Genomic DNA, 16,813 nt, shown 5'->3' with positions numbered 1-16,813 from the left:
ATCAAAAAAGCCCCGTATCAAACTTTGATGCGGGGTTTTTGCATTGTTTTCAATTATGATAAAGTTGTTCGTTATTTTACAATTTTTGGGCTAGTAGAATAATTTTCTTTGTAAAAAAATATATAAACCATGAAAACAAAAATCATTTTAAGCACATTCATGATGCTTACTTTTTGGTGTAATGCCCAAACCACAGATCCTGCTTTAAAAGAGGTAAAAAAAATTATTGAAGCCAGTAACAAAACGTTCTCCGACTTTACCAACAAGAACGATGGTTCTATTGTTGCAAGATATACGGATGATGCTTGTCTATTTCCGCCAAATGGAGAGCCAAAATGCGGAGCAAAACAAATTGATTCCTTTTTTAGAGGCGGACCTCAAGTGCATGTTATATTCACAATCCAGCATCTTTATGGAGACGCAAAAACAGCCGTTACTGAAGAAAGTTTTTATGAAATGACTGATATGAATGGTAAAAAACTAGATGACGGAAAAGTAATCGTGATTTGGAAGAAAACCAAAGATGGCTGGAAAATGCATCGTGATATGTTTAGCAGCAATCATCCTGCAAAACAAGGCTAAAAACCAATGTTAACTGCATGCTGTAAATTGGTATCGTTTTTTAGCATCGAATTTCTGGATGCAGATGGCGTAATGCCAGTAAACTTCTTAAACTCTTTAATAAAATGAGATTGGTCATAATAGCCATTATCGTAAGCTATAGTCGTCAATGATTCTGTTGTGTTGAGTACTAAATCCAGACTTTTATTAAATCGGACTACAGAGGTAAAAGCAGCAGGACTTATGCCAATATTAGACAAATAAAGTTTTTGGATATACCTTTCTGATAATCCTGAATGGTGGGCAAGGAAAGGTAAATCCAATTGCTTATGATGTCGAAAAAGCTCCTGACTCAGATTCTGAACTATTGAAACTTTTTTTAATCTAGTTTCATTTTTCTTTAATTTTTTAAGAAAGTACGTTTCTAAAACACTTATTTTAGACAATAAATCGTTCCTTTCCATGATCTGGTCATACAAATCCCTATTTTCTCCCAAAGCAACATCATACATATCGGTGGCATAATTGGTAAATTCTGATAGAGGATCTGAAAAAAACAGTGCGCTGGCATGCGGATAAATTCTTGCTATTAGTACGGATGTTCCTTTTGCTACAGAAAGACGTGTTGGAAGCGTAAGATGTCCCAATAATTCTATTGCAGGAGTATCTTTTTGTTTTCCGTTAATAATAATAGCTGCAAATCCTCCAGAAATATTTATAATCAAATCGACATATCCGCTTGGATAAAAAACTTCGTTGTCGAGATCTTTTTCGATTGTAACAATAGTATAATTTTTTATAAACGGCGCTAAACTGGCTGACGGTAAAATCTGCATATCGCTTTTTGTTGTAATTTAGAAGTAAATTAACTGATTTATAGCAAGTTCTAAATTAATAATAAATACAATATAAACGAATTAGAATTTAGCAGATGTTGTTGACTGAAATAACAGTAATCAATATTCCTACGGAATGAATATTTTTTTGATTTTAAAAAAGCCCTGTATCATATTTTGCTACAGGGCTTTTATTTTCAATTACAATTTTTTTATAGGTTTTCGTACCAATTTAAAATATAATCGGCTACACTTTCCCAGCCAGGTTCTCCACAGATAAAATGGCTTTTGCCATCAAATATTTTAAGGTCCACTCGTCCTGCATTTTCTTTATATCTACTGGCAATTGTTTCTGTTAAGTTAGGTGGAAAAATATGATCACTTCCGCCGCCAACAAATAGAATAGGTTCATGCGGTTTTTTAAAATTGATATTGGAGAAAGAATTCAAAACCAATTCTCGGCTTACTTTATAACTTTCTGGCACAGCAAATTTCTCAAAAGCAATACTTTTTTGTGCTTCAGGTATGGTGTTAAAAAAGGCATAATCGTACCATTTTCGGCTTCCCATAAAATATTTGGAAGAAGAAAAAAAGCCAAAAGCAGGAATTACAGTCTTTAAAGTTTGAAACGGCGGAAATACATTTTTTGGAGGCGCTCCGTCAATGCTCACGCCAGCCGCTGCTTTACCTAGTTCGACCAATTTTAATGTCGCCATACCAGCCATTGAATGCCCAATCACCAAAGGCTTTTCGGGTAAAGTATCTATTAATCTGCTGATGTTATTGACAATATCTATAAATCCGGTTTTGATAAGATCGGGATGAACTTTTGCTCTTAAGTCGGCAGGATTTCCATCGTGTCCAGGATTTGCGGGAGTATAAACCGTGTATCCTTTCTGTTCATAGTGCTTTTTCCATTCTGCCCAAGTTTTCTCATTGACAAAATTTCCGTGAATAAGTACAATTGTTTTTGATTTTGACATGATTTTATTTGATTAATGTTAGAATTTCTTTGAGGATTTCTCGTTTTGGAATTTTAGAAAAAATTAAACTTCCCTCAAAAAAAAACAATTAACATGCCATGCCAAAACATCGCTTAATAATATGGCTTTTAATCGCTATTTGTTTGTTTATAAGTGCTATATATCGCTAAACAGATTTAGATTAGTGAGATTTCGCTATAAAATCAATATAGGACTATTCAAATTACCTTCTTTTTTCATTGATTGGAAATTCCTTTGAAAATTCAATTTTAAGAATCGTTCCATTATTGTTTTCCATAGAAAAAGTGGCATCCAAGTCGTCACTTAAACCTTTTATAAGGCTCAATCCAAAAGAATTGATTTTTTTATTGCTGATATTAGCATCAAAACCCACTCCATTATCTGCAATGGTTAGCATGTATTTGTTTTCGGATGTAGCCTGTAAAGTGATATAAATCATTCCGGTACCATTGTCTGGAAAAGCATATTTTATAGAATTTGTAATCGATTCGTTTAAAATAAGTCCGACGGGAACGGCTTGGGCAACATCCAATTCCAAAGTATCAATTTTTAATTCAAAACGGATTCTTTGTCCAAGCGAAAAAGATTCTCTCAAATATTCGACCAGTTCTTTGATGTAATTCGGCATATTGATGGTTGAAATATTCTCAGAATTATATAATTTCTGATGAATGAGCGACATAGAATGTATACGATGTTGGCTATTTTTTATGGCTGATAACGCCATATCATTTTCCAGATAAGCCGATTGCGAATTGAGCAGACTTATCACGGTTTGAAGATTGTTTTTTACACGGTGATGAATTTCTTTCAAAAGCCATTCTTTTTCATCGAGCAAATGTCTCAGATTGATGTTTTTCTGATTGATTTCCTTTTCTTTCAGTTCCAGTTCGGCATTGTTTTTCTGTTTCAGACGATATCTGTTGTACAATAATCCAATAATAAGGATCAATAAAACCAAACTTGATATCGATACGGTGTTCAATAATCTTGATTTTTTTAAAGCTGTTTCCTGTAAACGAGTCTCTTGATTTAATGATTTGATTTTCTGTTCTTTATTTTCTGTTTCATATTGGAATCTAAGTTCTTCAATCTGCTTGTTTTTAGCATAATCTAAAACGGAATCACTCATTTTTTTATACAATTTATGATGCTCTAATGCCAATTTGAAATTGCCATTCAACGAATCTAATTTGTATAAGGACATTTGTAGCGCTTCAGAATTATAGTTCTGGCTATATTTTTTTGAAATTGCATCAATCTTATCGATATACAATTTTGTTTTATGAAGGTTTTTTCGATTCGCATAAAACAAAGCAATAGACGAATAGGTGTTGCATACATCTCTGTAGGTTTGCTGAGAGTCTAAACCATCTGCAGCTTCTCCCGCTTTTATAAAATACTTTTCGGCTGTGCCATAATTTTTAATGCGCCAGTAGCAGTTGGCGTAACCATAATTCATAAGCATGTTATCAAACTTATTTGGAGGAGGATAATGGCTTGTAATAGAATTCATGTATGCTATGGCTTCTTTGTTTTTTCCTTTCATTGACAAAGATGCAGTGGCGGTCATAAAACTCTTATACCATGAGCCGCTGCTAAAAATATTTTGTCCGTATCTAATGCTTTTTTCAGACATTTTTATGGCTTCATCTGTATGTCCCATTTGCAAATACACCAATCCTAAGCGCATATAAAAAATATCGGCAAATGTGTAATCATTTGTAGACTCCATGCTTTTTACACTCTTTAAAGCATAATAAAGAGCGTTTTTAATATTGAATTGTACGCCTTCTATATAAGCAATTGTAGTTTCAACGAATTGCTGCTGCCTGAAGCCAATTTTTCGCATATCGGCAGCATTTTGATACAAGATTTTCTTGGCATCGTTTATTTTTCCGTGCCAGAAATAGATGGTGCAGATCCTTGCTTTTGTGATTATTCTTTTTTCTTCAAAGCCTAGGTTTTTGTATAAAGCTTCGGCTTCTTTCAGTATTTTTTCTTTTTCGGGATCCAAATCATATTGATTTGTTGCCTGATAGAATAAGGCGTCTGCTAGAGCAGCTTTGTCGTTTTGTTTTCGGCATTCGTTTACTACTTGCGAAAAGCATTTTTTGCTTTCAGGATAATTGTTGATCTGGAAATAGAACTTTCCCAGAAGCATCAAACTCTCATGCTGCCATTTTTGAATTTTTAGCTGATTGCTGATTTTTACTGCTTCTGTTATATAATAATGCGCATTTTTGATATCATCTGGTTTGATAAAGGGCTTAAACAGATAAAAAATCCCCAATTGCAGCGCTAGTTTTGTTTTGTTTACACCTTTTGATTTTAGAAAAAGTTTTTTAGCGCCATCGATATTGCCTTTTTCAATTAAGTCTTTTCCAACCAAATAAGAACCATCATTAAATCCTTCGTCATAGGCTAAAGAAACAGGCAGTTTATAGGCCTTGCAGGCTAGAACTACCGCACTGTCGGCGTCTATTGATCCTTGATTTGAATTATACAGATAAGAAGAGCAAGTCTGTATAAGCAAACGTTTCTTTTTTAAATCATAGCCCGCTGTAGCAGGATGATTTTGCGCTTCAGAGTTAATTGCGATAAGGAATAGAAGACAAAAAGGATACAGCAGCTTCATCAATTTGATTGGGATTAAATAGTAAGTTTTTGATTAACAAATATAAAGAGAAACAATTGAGTTTGGTTTGCAAAATAACGGGAAAATTATGGTAAAATATGATTTTTATTTAACTAAATTTGGAAACGCTTAATTTTAATTATGATAATTAACTATTTTTGTATCAATGAATTAAGTGTTATGTAGGACAAAATTTACCCACTTATGAAAAAGTCTGCCGATAACGGAAATGAAGCTGCGATTTCAGCATTAAAAAAGCGAATTTTAATTGTTGAAGATCAGTTTATTGAAGCGCACGATTTACAGCTTATTCTTGAAAAAGCCAGTTATGAAGTTACAGGAATTGCAAGATCGGTAGAGCAGGCTTTGGAACAGATTGAGATTGAAAAACCGGATCTTGTTTTTTTGGACATTATGCTCAAAGGCAAGCAGGATGGTATAGAGCTAGCACATATTCTTAAAGAAAAATATATCGGTTTTATATTTATTTCGGCCAATTCCAGCAAAAGTATTTTAGACGAAGCAAAAACAACACAACCCTACGGATTTATTGTAAAACCATTTAGAGAGCAAGATGTTCTCACCACTCTCGAAATCGCTTTTTATCGTCAGCAATATAGTTTAGAAAGCCAGTTGAGACAGCAATTTCAGCTTCAAAAAGCAATTTCAGAGATCATAAATTCAAATGTAAAGAAAGAAGAGGCTTTATTGGCTTTTGCAAAAGCAGTTCAGACTTTTATTCCTTTCGATTATTTAGAGACTGGTTTTGTGGCCAGTACACATTATGATAATCTCGGAATTGTCCGCAGAAATATCGATCAGTATCAGATCGTTAACCTGCAGAAACTTGTTCAAATAACAGAATTGTCTGAGAGAGAAATAAATGAAACGTACAAGAAATCAAAAATAGATCTAGAGCCGATTATCTATAGCGAAGAAGCGCTGATAAACAACCTTCAGGAAGCGCCAATAAAAGCTCTGATTGCTCATAATTTCGGAATAAAATCCTATTTAGTTTTTCCGCTTTCGATTGCGGCAATCCAGAGTTATCATTTTACTTTTTACAGCCGTAACCTGAATGTGTATTCTCAGGAACATCTCCGAATTTTGACTTCACTCGAACCTATATTCGGGCAGTTTATAGCAAAAATCTATTCGAAAGAACAATTTAGCCTGGCTCCGAAAAAAGCTGAAGCCAAAAACGCTAAACCTGTCAGCACCCAAGAAGGCTTTGAAGGCATTATTGGCAATAGTTCGCAAATGAATTCTGTTTTTAATTATATTCGAAAAGTAGCCCCTTCCGATACTTCGGTGCTGGTTCTTGGCGAAAGCGGTACAGGAAAAGAAAAAATAGCCCAGAGCATTCATGCTTTGTCTCCCAGAAAAGATAAGCCTCTGGTTATTATCAATTGTGGAGCAATTCCTGAAAATCTTGCCGAATCATTGCTTTTTGGCCACGAAAAAGGCGCTTTTACGGGTGCTTTGGATAAACGTATCGGTAAATTTGAACTGGCGGATGGAGGCACTATTTTTCTGGACGAAGTAGGAGAGATGTCTCTAGAACTTCAGGTCAAATTGCTGCGTGTTTTGCAGGAAAGGGAAATTGAGCGCGTTGGCGGTACTTCTCCTATGAAAATTGATGTCAGAATTATTGCGGCAACCAACAAAAATCTCGAAGAAGAAGTGGCAGCGGGAAGATTTAGAATGGATTTGTATTATCGTCTGCATGTTTTCCCAATTATGGTTCCGCCGCTAAAAAAGAGAAAAGAAGATATTCCAGATTTAGCCAATCATTTTATAGCCATTTACAGTGATAAAATGGGCAGAAAAACACCAGTCCTTTCCGATTCTGCCATGCAGCAGATAATGAATTACAATTGGCCGGGAAATATTCGTGAGCTTGAACATGTTATCCAGCGTGCCATCCTGTTGACAGAAGGAAACACGATCAAGGAAATCGAACTTTCGATGTCTGCCAAAATGCATCCTGAACAGCCAGCTGAATCATTTTCGATAAAAACAATATTAGAAAACGAAAGAGATTATATTCTTTACATTCTTAAAAAGTGCAACGGAAAAATTTCTGGATCTGGCGGTGCAGCCGAAATTTTAGATATTCATCCGTCAACATTGAATTCTAAAATCAAAAAGCTGGAGATTAAGAAAGGGATTATTTAAGTCATATTTTAAAAAATAAACACATAGAAGCATAGAATTTAGGTTCTATGCGTAAAAAATAGCAAGAAGAACGTTTGATTAAACTATGTTTCTATGCGTTTAAAGTGATTAGTAATGTTAAGTAGCTTTCATTAGCCAATTTGCTATAAACTCAGCAATAGTTTCCCAGTTTTCCTGATTTATGCTCAAATGATTTGAATTTTGAAATTCTTTATAACAAGTTATAGAGTGCAGATTTTTGTATTTTATAAAGTTCGCATAATTGAGAGCAGCAGGCGTAAAAGCGTCTTCTGAACCGGATATAAACAAAAGAGGCTCGTGCTTCTTCTTAAAATCGATTTTCCCTGTTTTCGTAAAAATATCACGCATTATTAATTTTGACTCCGGAATTAATAATGCTTCGTAAGTTTCTTTTTGTTCTTCAAAAGCCATTTGGCTGCCAAAATAGTGCTGCCATTTTTTAAAAGGCAATAGGCAAGTTTTGGCTCCTGAACTGAAAATGTCTGATAGGTCCCAAATGGTTTTGTAGAAAGAAAAATGAAAATGAAATGCATTGTAAGGAGGAATAGAGTTGATGCAGATTCCAGCAGAACCCAATTCTTTCTGAATGAGCAATTGAGCGAGAAGACCTCCGTAAGAATGGCCTATTAGAATAGGCTTTTCAGGAAGTTTATCCATAATTTCGATGTAGTAATCCAATATAATATTCAAACTGTTTAAAGCAATTTTTGAATTAGGATGCGTTTGTCTTAAGGCAGGAGGTAGTTCATTTTTGTGTGGCCAAGGCGGTGCTACAGTTTTATACCCTTTACTTTCAAAAAAAACAATCCATTCTTTCCAGCAAGTATGGCTCACAAATGCTCCAGTAATAAACATAATGGTTTTTTTATTAGATAAATACGTCATATCGAAGCTATTAGGTTAGTTTCAGAAAAGTAATACAGTTTGAAAAACAAAAGGAATGCCTTTTTTATAAAGTATTGATTATAAAAGCATTGTTAGAACAGCTCGCGTCAGAATTATTATATATCGTTAAAAACAAGTTTTGATTCTTGAAATATCATAAGTTCAAGCAAAAAAAACTCTAGTAAATCCTTTATTTTAAAGGCTCTGCGTTTTGGTTTAATCTTTGTCTCCCTCAAATATGGGTTTCAATCTTTAAATTATAATTATGGAAAAAATTTATGACACAGAAACAAGTTTCGCAGAATTAGGTGATCGTACCATTGCTTATCGCTCGTATGGAAAAGGAAAGGCAATAATTTTTGTAAACCGTTTTAGAGGAACGTTAGATACGTGGGATCCGCTGTTTGTGGCAAAAATGGCAGAAAAATTCAACGTTATCGTATTTGATTATTCTGGAATTGGTTCTTCTACAGGAAGTCTGGCTCCTGATATTACTGTTGTAGCCAAAGATGTCAAAGATCTAGCTGATTTCTTAAAGCTAGATTCAGTTATTGTTTTAGGATGGTCTTATGGCGGATTGGTAGCGCAGACAGCAACTTTACTATATCCTAATCTGGTGACACACGCTGTTTTAGTCGGAACAAATCCGCCGGGGAAAAATGAGATTCCTATAGAACAGGCATTTTTTGATGCGGCGCTAAAACCAGTAAACGATTTTGAGGATGAAATTGTTTTGTTTTTCGAACCAAAATCAGAATCTAGCAGATTGGCAGCAAAAGCTTCGCATTATAGAATTCACAAAAGAATAGACGTAGAAAAAATCCCTTCTACTATGGATGTTTTTCAGTTGTATTTTGGAGGAGGAGACACTTTTAGAGATGATCCACTTAATTTCAGAGAACAGCTTAAAAAGATAAAAACACCGATTTTGATTATTTCTGGCGATCATGATATTAGTTTTGCTGTAGAGAATTGGTATTCGTATGTTAATCAAATGACAAATGCGCAAATAATAGTATATTCGGCAACAGGACATGGACCACAGCATCAATATCCTGAGCTTACAGCGCAGTACATCATTAATTTTGTAGAATACACTTAATTTCAAATAGAACATAATTACGAAAAGGAATAGTGCCGGTAGCTATTCCTTTTTTTTATATAAAAGTTTTAAAGTTTTTTTCTTTTGATAATAGACATGATGATATTTCGCTAAAAGCTGGCTTTTAGCGAAATATAGCAAAAGAAAATCTACAATTTAGATTTCTATAGTACTGTTTATTTTAGGAAGAAACAATTGAAGAGAAGCATCCTTAAACGCATCCAAAGCTTTTTGATGGTCCATAACAATAAAACCGAAAGTATCATAATGAACGCCTAATATTTTGTTCACTCCGACAAGTTTAGAAGCTTCGATGGCTTCTTCAATTCCCATTGTGAGTCCGTCACCTATGGGAAAAACAGCAAAGTCAAGTTTAGTAAATTTAGGAATGAGCTGCATATCTAAAGTCAAAGCCGTATCGCCACTGTAATAAAAATTGCCATCAGAGGTTGTAAGCACAAAACCACAGGCGATGCCTCCATAAGAGCCGTCCATAAAACTGCTAGGATGTTGTGCTACCACACATTTTACAGTTCCAAAATCAAAATCAAATTTGCCGCCTGGATTGATGGGATGTGCGTTTTCGATTCCGTTTTTCAATAGCCAGTTATAGATTTCAAAATTTCCGAGCACTTTTGCGCCTGTATTTTTTGCGATTCGTTCAACGTCTAAGATATGGTCATAATGTGCATGTGAAATAAAAATGTAATCTGCTTTTATAGCATCAACATCAACCTCTTTGGCTAATTCGTTTGGCGTAATAAAAGGATCAAAAAGAAGGTGTTTTCCGTTGGCATAAACAGAAAAACACGAATGTCCGTAGTACGTAATTTTCATGGTAAATAGTTTTAAATCAGTTAATAATGAGGAATATTTTTTCAAGAAATATGCCAGCTTGGAAAAACTGATTTTTTTAAATGTGATTCAGGAGAAATACAGAAATAACAAAATAAAGTTGTCTGATTTTCCAAAAATTAAGAGGAACTTATTAAATAAAATCTTATCTTTAACTAGTTGGGACATTGGTTTATGTATGTTCTGATTGATATGTTTTTTCGTTTGCTGTTTAGTTAAGAAACCCCAATATTTACGTAAGCAGCGCATTTTTAAAGTTTTTATCTCATTTCTATTGTATCAAGCTGTTTTTAATGAAACAGCAAAAAAGAAGTCGCTGGTTAAAAGTAATTTCAATTCTAAGAATATTATATAGATGCACGTAAAACTAAATTTCTTAAAGCCTTTTATTTTGTGTTGTTTTCTATTCTACTGTCTGAATATGAAAGCACAAACTACTTCTCTTGAAGAATGTTTTTCTATAGCCAAACAAAATAATATTACTATAAAACAGGCCAGATCTGCATTATTAACAGGCGAATACAATCTTCAGGCCGAGAAGAAAGGGTATCTTCCTAAGGTCGATCTTTTGTCGAGCTATTCGTATTTAGGCAATCCGCTTACTATAAATCTACAGACGGTCAAAGATGGAATTGTCGAAGGTTCATCACAGCAGAGCGTAAATACCGCCAACGAAATTTATCATGAAATTACAGGTGGCAATTTGTCTCAGGCGGCACAAGACCGTATTTACGATGCTTCAAAAAAAGTGATTAGCGGGATTTACCCAGATTACAATCCTAGTTTAAGCAAGCAGTCCTATTTTATTGCAGGAGTAGGAGTTCGTCAGCCTATTTTTTTAGGAAATAAAATAAATTCCAGCATTGATTTGGCTCAATCCGTTGTCAATTCAGCAGATATTGGTGTAGAGATTGCTGGAAAAGAAGTTGATTTTTTGATTGCAATTCAATACATCAGAATATTATACCTCAATTCTTTAATTAAAAAACAGGAACAGATTGTAAATGCTTTAGATAAAAATAAAAATTACGCAGAAGAGCTAGTAAAAAATAAAATACTGCCTCCTTACCAGAAGAACTGGACGAATGTGGTCTTAATTCAAGCGCAAAGCCAATACAACAATATTAAGTTGGAAAAACAAAATGCCCATCTTGAACTGAATAAGCTTATGGGAGTTGATCTTAATACCGAAATAGTAATTTCAGACACCTTGAGATACAATGCAGTGAATTTAGAGAAGCCTGTTAAGGATTACTGGCTTACAAATCCGGTTTACAGAATTGCAAACAACAAAATTACGTACGCAGAAACTGCTGAAAAAATCAGCAAATCAATGGCTTTGCCTAATATTTTTGCGATAGGGAACTACAACTTATATCAGAAAGATTTACCGGTTTCTATTCCAGATTGGTTTGTGGGGTTGGAATTGCAATGGACTTTGTATAACGGACAGACAAGCAAAAAAACTCTGGCCGCGAAACAGCTGATAGAAGAGGCCAAGTTAGGAGAGGAGAATTCGAGTTTAATGCTTCAAGTGCAGTCGAGAGTAGCTAAGAATAAAATGAGTTCTCTTCAAAACGATGTTGATGCCATGGATGCAGCCAGAAAAGAAGCCGCTACGACAAGCAGTTTAATTACCAAAAGAATGAACAATCAGCTGTCATCGCCAAAAGACGTGAATGATGCTTTATTGGTAGAAACGGAAATTGAAAAAGGATATTATACCGCTGTATTAGGATACTATCTAGCATTAGCCGAATATTTTAATAGCTTAGGAAATCCAAGTCAAATAACGCAATTTATTAAATAGATGAAAGAGATATTTAAAAACTACTGGGCGCTGATCATTCCGATCTTTGTAGTAATAGCAGGATTGATTTTTTTCTTAAAAGATAATAACGAAGAAAATAATTTCATAGGAATGGTCGATGCATCAAGTGTTGATGTAGCGGCAGAATTTCCAGGAAGATTAGATTCATTGCTTGTAAAACAAGGTGATACCGTAAAAACAGGACAATTGCTGGCTGTACTTCGATCTAACGAAATAAACGCAATAAAGGCGCAGGCTCTTTCAGCAATTGATGCGGCAAAAGGGCAGCAGGAACTGCTCACTCAAGGAGCAAGGCCAGAACTGATTGAAGCCACTTCTAAATTGTATCAAATCAGTCAGGAGCAATATAAATTGTTTAGCAATACTTATGACCGCATGGAACGATTGTACAAGGAAGATGTGATATCGGGACAGGAAAAAGATGTTTTCTATTTTAAGTTTCAAGCGGCGAAAAAGGAAATGGAAACCGCTCAGTTAAATCTGCAAATGCTTAAAAATGGTACAAGACCTGAATTGCTAAAAACCGCAAATGCAATTGTAAAACAAGCAGAACAAGCTTATGAGTTGACTAAAGCACTTGGAGATAATACAAGAGTTTATGCGCCAGCAGATGGAGTTATTTCGAGTTTGGTAACGCATCAGGGCGAAATTATTTCGATCGGTTATCCGATTATGACGATAGAGAAGAAAAATTCGACTATAATTAAGTTTAATATCAGACAAGATAAATCAAATCTGCTAAAGGTAGGAAGCAAAGTATCGGTTAAAGTTCCAGGCTGCGAACCTGAAACGTTTAGCGCTACGGTACATTCTATTGCGCCTACATTGGAATTTGCCAATTGGGTTCCGTCAAAAGACAAAGGAGAATTTGAACTGAGAACTTTTACCATAGAACTAAAGCCTGAAAACCTTTCACAGATAAAAGGACTTCGTTCTGGAATGACGGCTTCTTTAATTCTTCCTTAATGAATGCTATCAAAAACATAATCGTTAGGGAGTGGAAGCGCATTCTGAGTTTAAAAGTGTTTTACTTGGTAATGCTTGTGGTTCCTGTAGCTTTGTTTTTCTTTTATGCTCTTATATATCAGAAGCAGGAGGCTAAAAATTTGGCATTTGCGGTTTGGGATGAAGATCAAAGTCCTGTTAGCCGCGAATTGCTTTTTTTATTGCAACAAAAAGAAGCCTTGCAAATTACTAGAAGGGTAAGCAGTGAAGCCGAAGTAAAAAAACTGATACAAGAAGGTAAAATCTTAGGAGCCATACATTTTCCTGCAAATCTCCAGAAGAATATTTACAGCAGACATCCCAGTACAGTGACTTTGTATACTAACGCTGCCGCGCTTGTTCCTGCCAAATTGGTTTATAAAGCTGTTGCCGAAGTTGTTATTACAGGAAGCACAGGCGTAATTTTGCAGAAGCTGGTAAAAACAGGAATGAAACCAGACCAAGCAATGGCGATTGCCAACCCAATAAGTTTAAATACCTATCAGCTTTATAATCCAACTTATAATTATCAGGAATATTTGGTTCCGGGATTAATAACTGTCGGCATGCAGATGATTCTGATTATTGGTTCTATGCTGGCTTTAAATTACGAATGGGTGACAGAAACAATGCATGGACTATATGATTCTTCAGAACGCTCTGTTGTAATTGCTATTGCAGGAAAAACAATAGCGCATCTTGCCATCAGCTGGATTAATTTTATCATCATTGTAGGTGTCATATTTCCTTTTTTTGATATTGGTGTTTCTGCAGCAACAGGTAAGTTTTTCATTATCTATACATTGCTTTCTTTAGCCTGTATTGGCATTGGCATGTTTATATCGGCTTTGTTTAAAGACGTGATGCTTTCGGGAGATGTTGCCCTTTTCTATACTTCACCCGCTTTTGTGTTCAGCGGATTTACTTTTCCGAGATGGGCAATGCCTTGGTACGACCAATACTATGCACTTATTATGCCTTATACCTCATTTTTGGATGGATTTTTCAAAGTGTATTATATGAATCTGCCTTTGAAATATGCTTTAGGAGATTTTTCCAAACTTTTATTGTTCTGTGTGGTAATGTATCCGACAGCTATGTTGTTGTTCAAACGTCAATTTAATTCGATTAAAAATGAAAAAGAAACCGCAACAATCGCTGATTAGTCTTTTTTTGAGAGAAGCTTCGCAGGTAGTAAAAGATCATAGTTTACTGCTTACGCTTCTTATTGCTCCATTGCTTTATGCTTTTTTTTACGGAAGCATTTATATCAATAAAGAAGAATTTGATGTGAAATTGGCTGTTGTCGATGACGATAACTCTAGATTATCCCGTTTGCTGCAGCAAAATATCGACGATTCTCCGATAGTAGAACTCATTCATTTTTCTAATCTAGAACAGGCAAAAGAGCAGATGTATCAAGGCAATTGCCAAGGTTATTTTTATATTCCAGAAGGAACAGAAGCCAATTTGCTGAGTTTAAAACAAAGTAATGTTGTGTTGGCAATCAATGCTGCAAGGTTTCTTCCCTCGAGCGATCTCCTACTAAATGTCCAACAGATATGTCTTACGGTTGGAGCGGGAGTGAGGCTTCAGTATTATCAAAAAAAAGAAGGCATGAGCACTACTATTGCTATGGAAAATGTGATGCCTGTAAATTTAGATTATCGTCCGTTATTCAATGAAAGATCAAGTTATGGAGCCTTTTTGCTGCCTGGATTATTAGCCCTGATTTTACAGCAGACCTTACTGATTGGTCTATCCGAAAGTGTTGCAGGAGAGCGTCAGCGTTCTCGTTTAGGAGAATGGTTGGGTTCTGGCATTTCTAATGGCATTTGGGGAAAAGGATTGTTTTATCTGATTCTCTTTTCTTCGTATGGGTTTTTCTTTTTAAATGTAAATTACAAATTGCTTAATTTACCCATGAGAGGCAACGGATTCGAATTGAGTGTATTGATGCTTTTGTTTATTATTACTTTAATTCCGATGGCGCAGTTTATTGGTTCTTTGTTCAAATCGCAATTGCTTTGCCTCCAGATGATGGCTTTCTCGACTTATCCGATTTTCTTGATTACGGGGTACAGTTGGCCGTTTGAATCGCTTCCGCTGGTATTGCAGTGGCTGTCCAACCTTTTGCCGACAACGCCTTTTATTGTTTTGTATACGGCCATCGTACAATCGGGTGTCAGTTTATGGGACAATCCGTCTGTTTTATTGCATCTTATATTGCTTTTTGCTTTTTATAGTACAATTTGTTTTGTTCGTTTAAGATATTTGGCGGGTAAATTATGAGTTATGAGTTATGAGTTATGAGTTATGAGTGTGGCCTAATTATCGATATGCATATTTTTTTGCTTGCATGCATATATTCAAACATAGCCCGTGTTTTACCATTGGGTTACGGATGATATACGAATAAATCAGTTATTAGTTTGAATTGGCTCCAGCTTTAGCTGGAGTTTATATGAAGTTATTCAAAATGGCTTTAGCCAAAAATATCTCATTTGGCTAAAGCCTTATTCTTATGAAAATTAAAAACCTCTAGCTGAAGCTGGAAGCTATTTATAAAGAAGCTCTACTTAGAAAGTTTTTAATTATTAATAATTCTTTAATCTGCTCAATCTGCCAAATCTGCGAGAGAAAAATAAAATAAAATGCTGGAATAAACCATGTTTGTATGATTTATTCCAGCATTTCTATTGGGTCAGTTACTTGACAAATACATTACAATACCACTAAAGGCGAAATTACGCCAAGCATAATTCTTCCGCTTGTGGTATTCGATTGTCCTAAATCTGTTTTAGCGTAATCGCTGTAATTATAGAATCGCTGGACATATGTGGCAAAAAACTTTAAGTTGAAGTTTTTAATCGGATAAAATTCCACTGTTGGAATAATGCCGTATGCGGTACGAATTCGGTTCGAGCTTACAGCAGGATCGGGAATCTCTTTCCATGAAGCTTTACTTGTCATTCCGATAACGGTAAGTTTCCATTGCTCATTTAGAGAATAAACGGTTCTTAGCCAATGTTCCAGATAATATACATTTTCTGCAGCATGATCCAAAACAGTATCTGGAATAATAGTACTAACCACTCCTGTTCGGTCTAGATCTTCACTGCTCCATTTGAAATCATATTGAAAAAGCCATTTTTTGCTTCGAAATTGATTTCCTAACGCCGTATAATACATGTTTACCGGCCTTCCATTTTTTGTGGCTTCCTGAAAAATACTGAAACTGTATATCGTTTTGAATTTTCCGCCTAAAAAACTTCCGTTCCAGTTTCCAACATAGGCAGCCGGAAATTTTGCTTCTTCTACATCTGGCACATTTTGATATAACTCAGAAAAAGTTTTGGTTCTTGAATTTAAGATCTGTCCCGAAAAGACATGGTTGGCATTCAATTTCCAGTTTACCTGAACTCCTGTTAGAAAGTTATCCGAATTATCGACAATGTCATTGTATTGATAGATGTCAATAGGGTTCATATCAAATTCATAACCACCCCAGTTAGCCGTCATTTTTCCAATTGCAATACTTGTTCTGTTGGATATATTATAACCAATAAAAGCCAAGTCAGTAGAACTGCTGATGTTATCGGTAGATTGCGGTTCAGTTTCTTTAGTATATCGGTCTCGAAACCTAAAAAAAACTTTGTCCTTATACACTTTTCCTTTTATTTCCAATCTAAACTGATTTACTTCAAATTTACTGCCAGTGTAATTTCCGTCATCAAAATAGGTGTTAAAACCTACTTGAGTATTGAAAATTAAATCAACATTATTGAGTAAATCAACTTTTGTTGCTTTTATTAGTGGTGTTTTATGATTTAGGACCGTATCAGTCTGTTTTTCTTGCTGTGCGTAAACACTTGAAGCCAAAAAAACGCCCAAAATTATTGAAGTTAAGACACGCAT

At 35.1% G+C, this 16,813-nt stretch carries 13 protein-coding genes; 7 read left to right on the top strand and 6 right to left on the bottom strand.

The genetic code is table 11. The features are described 5' to 3' along the window. Positions 1-129 precede the first annotated feature (129 nt). Positions 130-582: a hypothetical protein gene (locus GR162_RS07155; protein ID WP_237421312.1), complete on the top strand. Its 453-nt coding sequence runs from the start codon at positions 130-132 to the stop codon at positions 580-582. Here GR162_RS07155 and GR162_RS07150 read toward each other — a convergent pair. The 3 genes from GR162_RS07150 to GR162_RS07140 form a co-directional block, all read right to left on the bottom strand. Then, the gene (locus tag GR162_RS07150; RefSeq protein WP_160781549.1) at positions 579-1,397 is read right to left on the bottom strand and encodes a helix-turn-helix transcriptional regulator; all 819 of its coding nucleotides are present in this window, start codon (positions 1,395-1,397) and stop codon (positions 579-581) included. The two genes, GR162_RS07155 and GR162_RS07150, sit on opposite strands and share 4 nt — an antisense overlap. A gap of 212 nt (positions 1,398-1,609) precedes the next feature. Then, positions 1,610-2,380, bottom strand: coding sequence for a carboxylesterase (locus GR162_RS07145; protein WP_160781548.1), 771 nt, complete (start codon positions 2,378-2,380; stop codon positions 1,610-1,612). Between the two features lie 223 nt (positions 2,381-2,603). Then, positions 2,604-5,039 (bottom strand): sensor histidine kinase, encoded by a 2,436-nt coding sequence (locus GR162_RS07140; protein WP_160781547.1) that lies wholly within the window; start codon positions 5,037-5,039, stop codon positions 2,604-2,606. Between the two features lie 204 nt (positions 5,040-5,243). Between GR162_RS07140 and GR162_RS07135 the strand changes: the two genes are divergently transcribed. After that, entirely contained in the window at positions 5,244-7,217 is a 1,974-nt protein-coding gene (locus GR162_RS07135) for a sigma 54-interacting response regulator (RefSeq protein ID WP_160781546.1), read from the top strand. Between the two features lie 117 nt (positions 7,218-7,334). On the opposite strand, the gene GR162_RS07130 is transcribed toward GR162_RS07135, so the two are convergent. Continuing rightward, on the bottom strand, positions 7,335-8,123 hold the full coding sequence (locus tag GR162_RS07130) for an alpha/beta hydrolase (RefSeq protein WP_237421311.1): 789 nt from the start codon (positions 8,121-8,123) through the stop codon (positions 7,335-7,337). A 265-nt stretch (positions 8,124-8,388) separates the two neighbouring features. Here GR162_RS07130 and GR162_RS07125 point away from each other — a divergent pair, with 265 nt between their 5' ends. Beyond that, positions 8,389-9,225: an alpha/beta fold hydrolase gene (locus GR162_RS07125; RefSeq protein WP_160781545.1), complete on the top strand. Its 837-nt coding sequence runs from the start codon at positions 8,389-8,391 to the stop codon at positions 9,223-9,225. 156 nt (positions 9,226-9,381) lie between these two features. On the opposite strand, the gene GR162_RS07120 is transcribed toward GR162_RS07125, so the two are convergent. Next, entirely contained in the window at positions 9,382-10,062 is a 681-nt protein-coding gene (locus GR162_RS07120; protein ID WP_160781544.1) for a metal-dependent hydrolase, read from the bottom strand. 439 nt (positions 10,063-10,501) lie between these two features. Here GR162_RS07120 and GR162_RS07115 point away from each other — a divergent pair, with 439 nt between their 5' ends. The 4 genes from GR162_RS07115 to GR162_RS07100 are packed head-to-tail and all read left to right on the top strand — an operon-like array spanning position 10,502 to position 15,187. Next, entirely contained in the window at positions 10,502-11,890 is a 1,389-nt protein-coding gene (locus tag GR162_RS07115; RefSeq protein WP_237421310.1) for a TolC family protein, read from the top strand. Next, positions 11,891-12,877: an HlyD family secretion protein gene (locus GR162_RS07110; protein WP_160781542.1), complete on the top strand. Its 987-nt coding sequence runs from the start codon at positions 11,891-11,893 to the stop codon at positions 12,875-12,877. Further along, a complete protein-coding gene (locus GR162_RS07105; RefSeq protein WP_160781541.1) occupies positions 12,877-14,061 on the top strand; it encodes an ABC transporter permease in 1,185 nt (394 codons plus the stop codon). The genes GR162_RS07110 and GR162_RS07105 overlap by 1 nt, the downstream gene beginning before the upstream one ends. After that, entirely contained in the window at positions 14,030-15,187 is a 1,158-nt protein-coding gene (locus GR162_RS07100) for an ABC transporter permease (protein ID WP_160781540.1), read from the top strand. The genes GR162_RS07105 and GR162_RS07100 overlap by 32 nt, the downstream gene beginning before the upstream one ends. A gap of 432 nt (positions 15,188-15,619) precedes the next feature. Here the strand turns inward: GR162_RS07100 and GR162_RS07095 are convergent, their stop codons facing one another. Continuing rightward, the gene (locus tag GR162_RS07095; RefSeq protein WP_160781539.1) at positions 15,620-16,813 is read right to left on the bottom strand and encodes a porin; all 1,194 of its coding nucleotides are present in this window, start codon (positions 16,811-16,813) and stop codon (positions 15,620-15,622) included.

Source organism: Flavobacterium sp. HBTb2-11-1, assembly GCF_009826975.1.
In the GTDB taxonomy this organism is placed as follows: domain Bacteria; phylum Bacteroidota; class Bacteroidia; order Flavobacteriales; family Flavobacteriaceae; genus Flavobacterium.
Note: the sequence above shows the minus strand (reverse complement) of the source record. Positions and strands in the feature narration are given on the sequence as shown.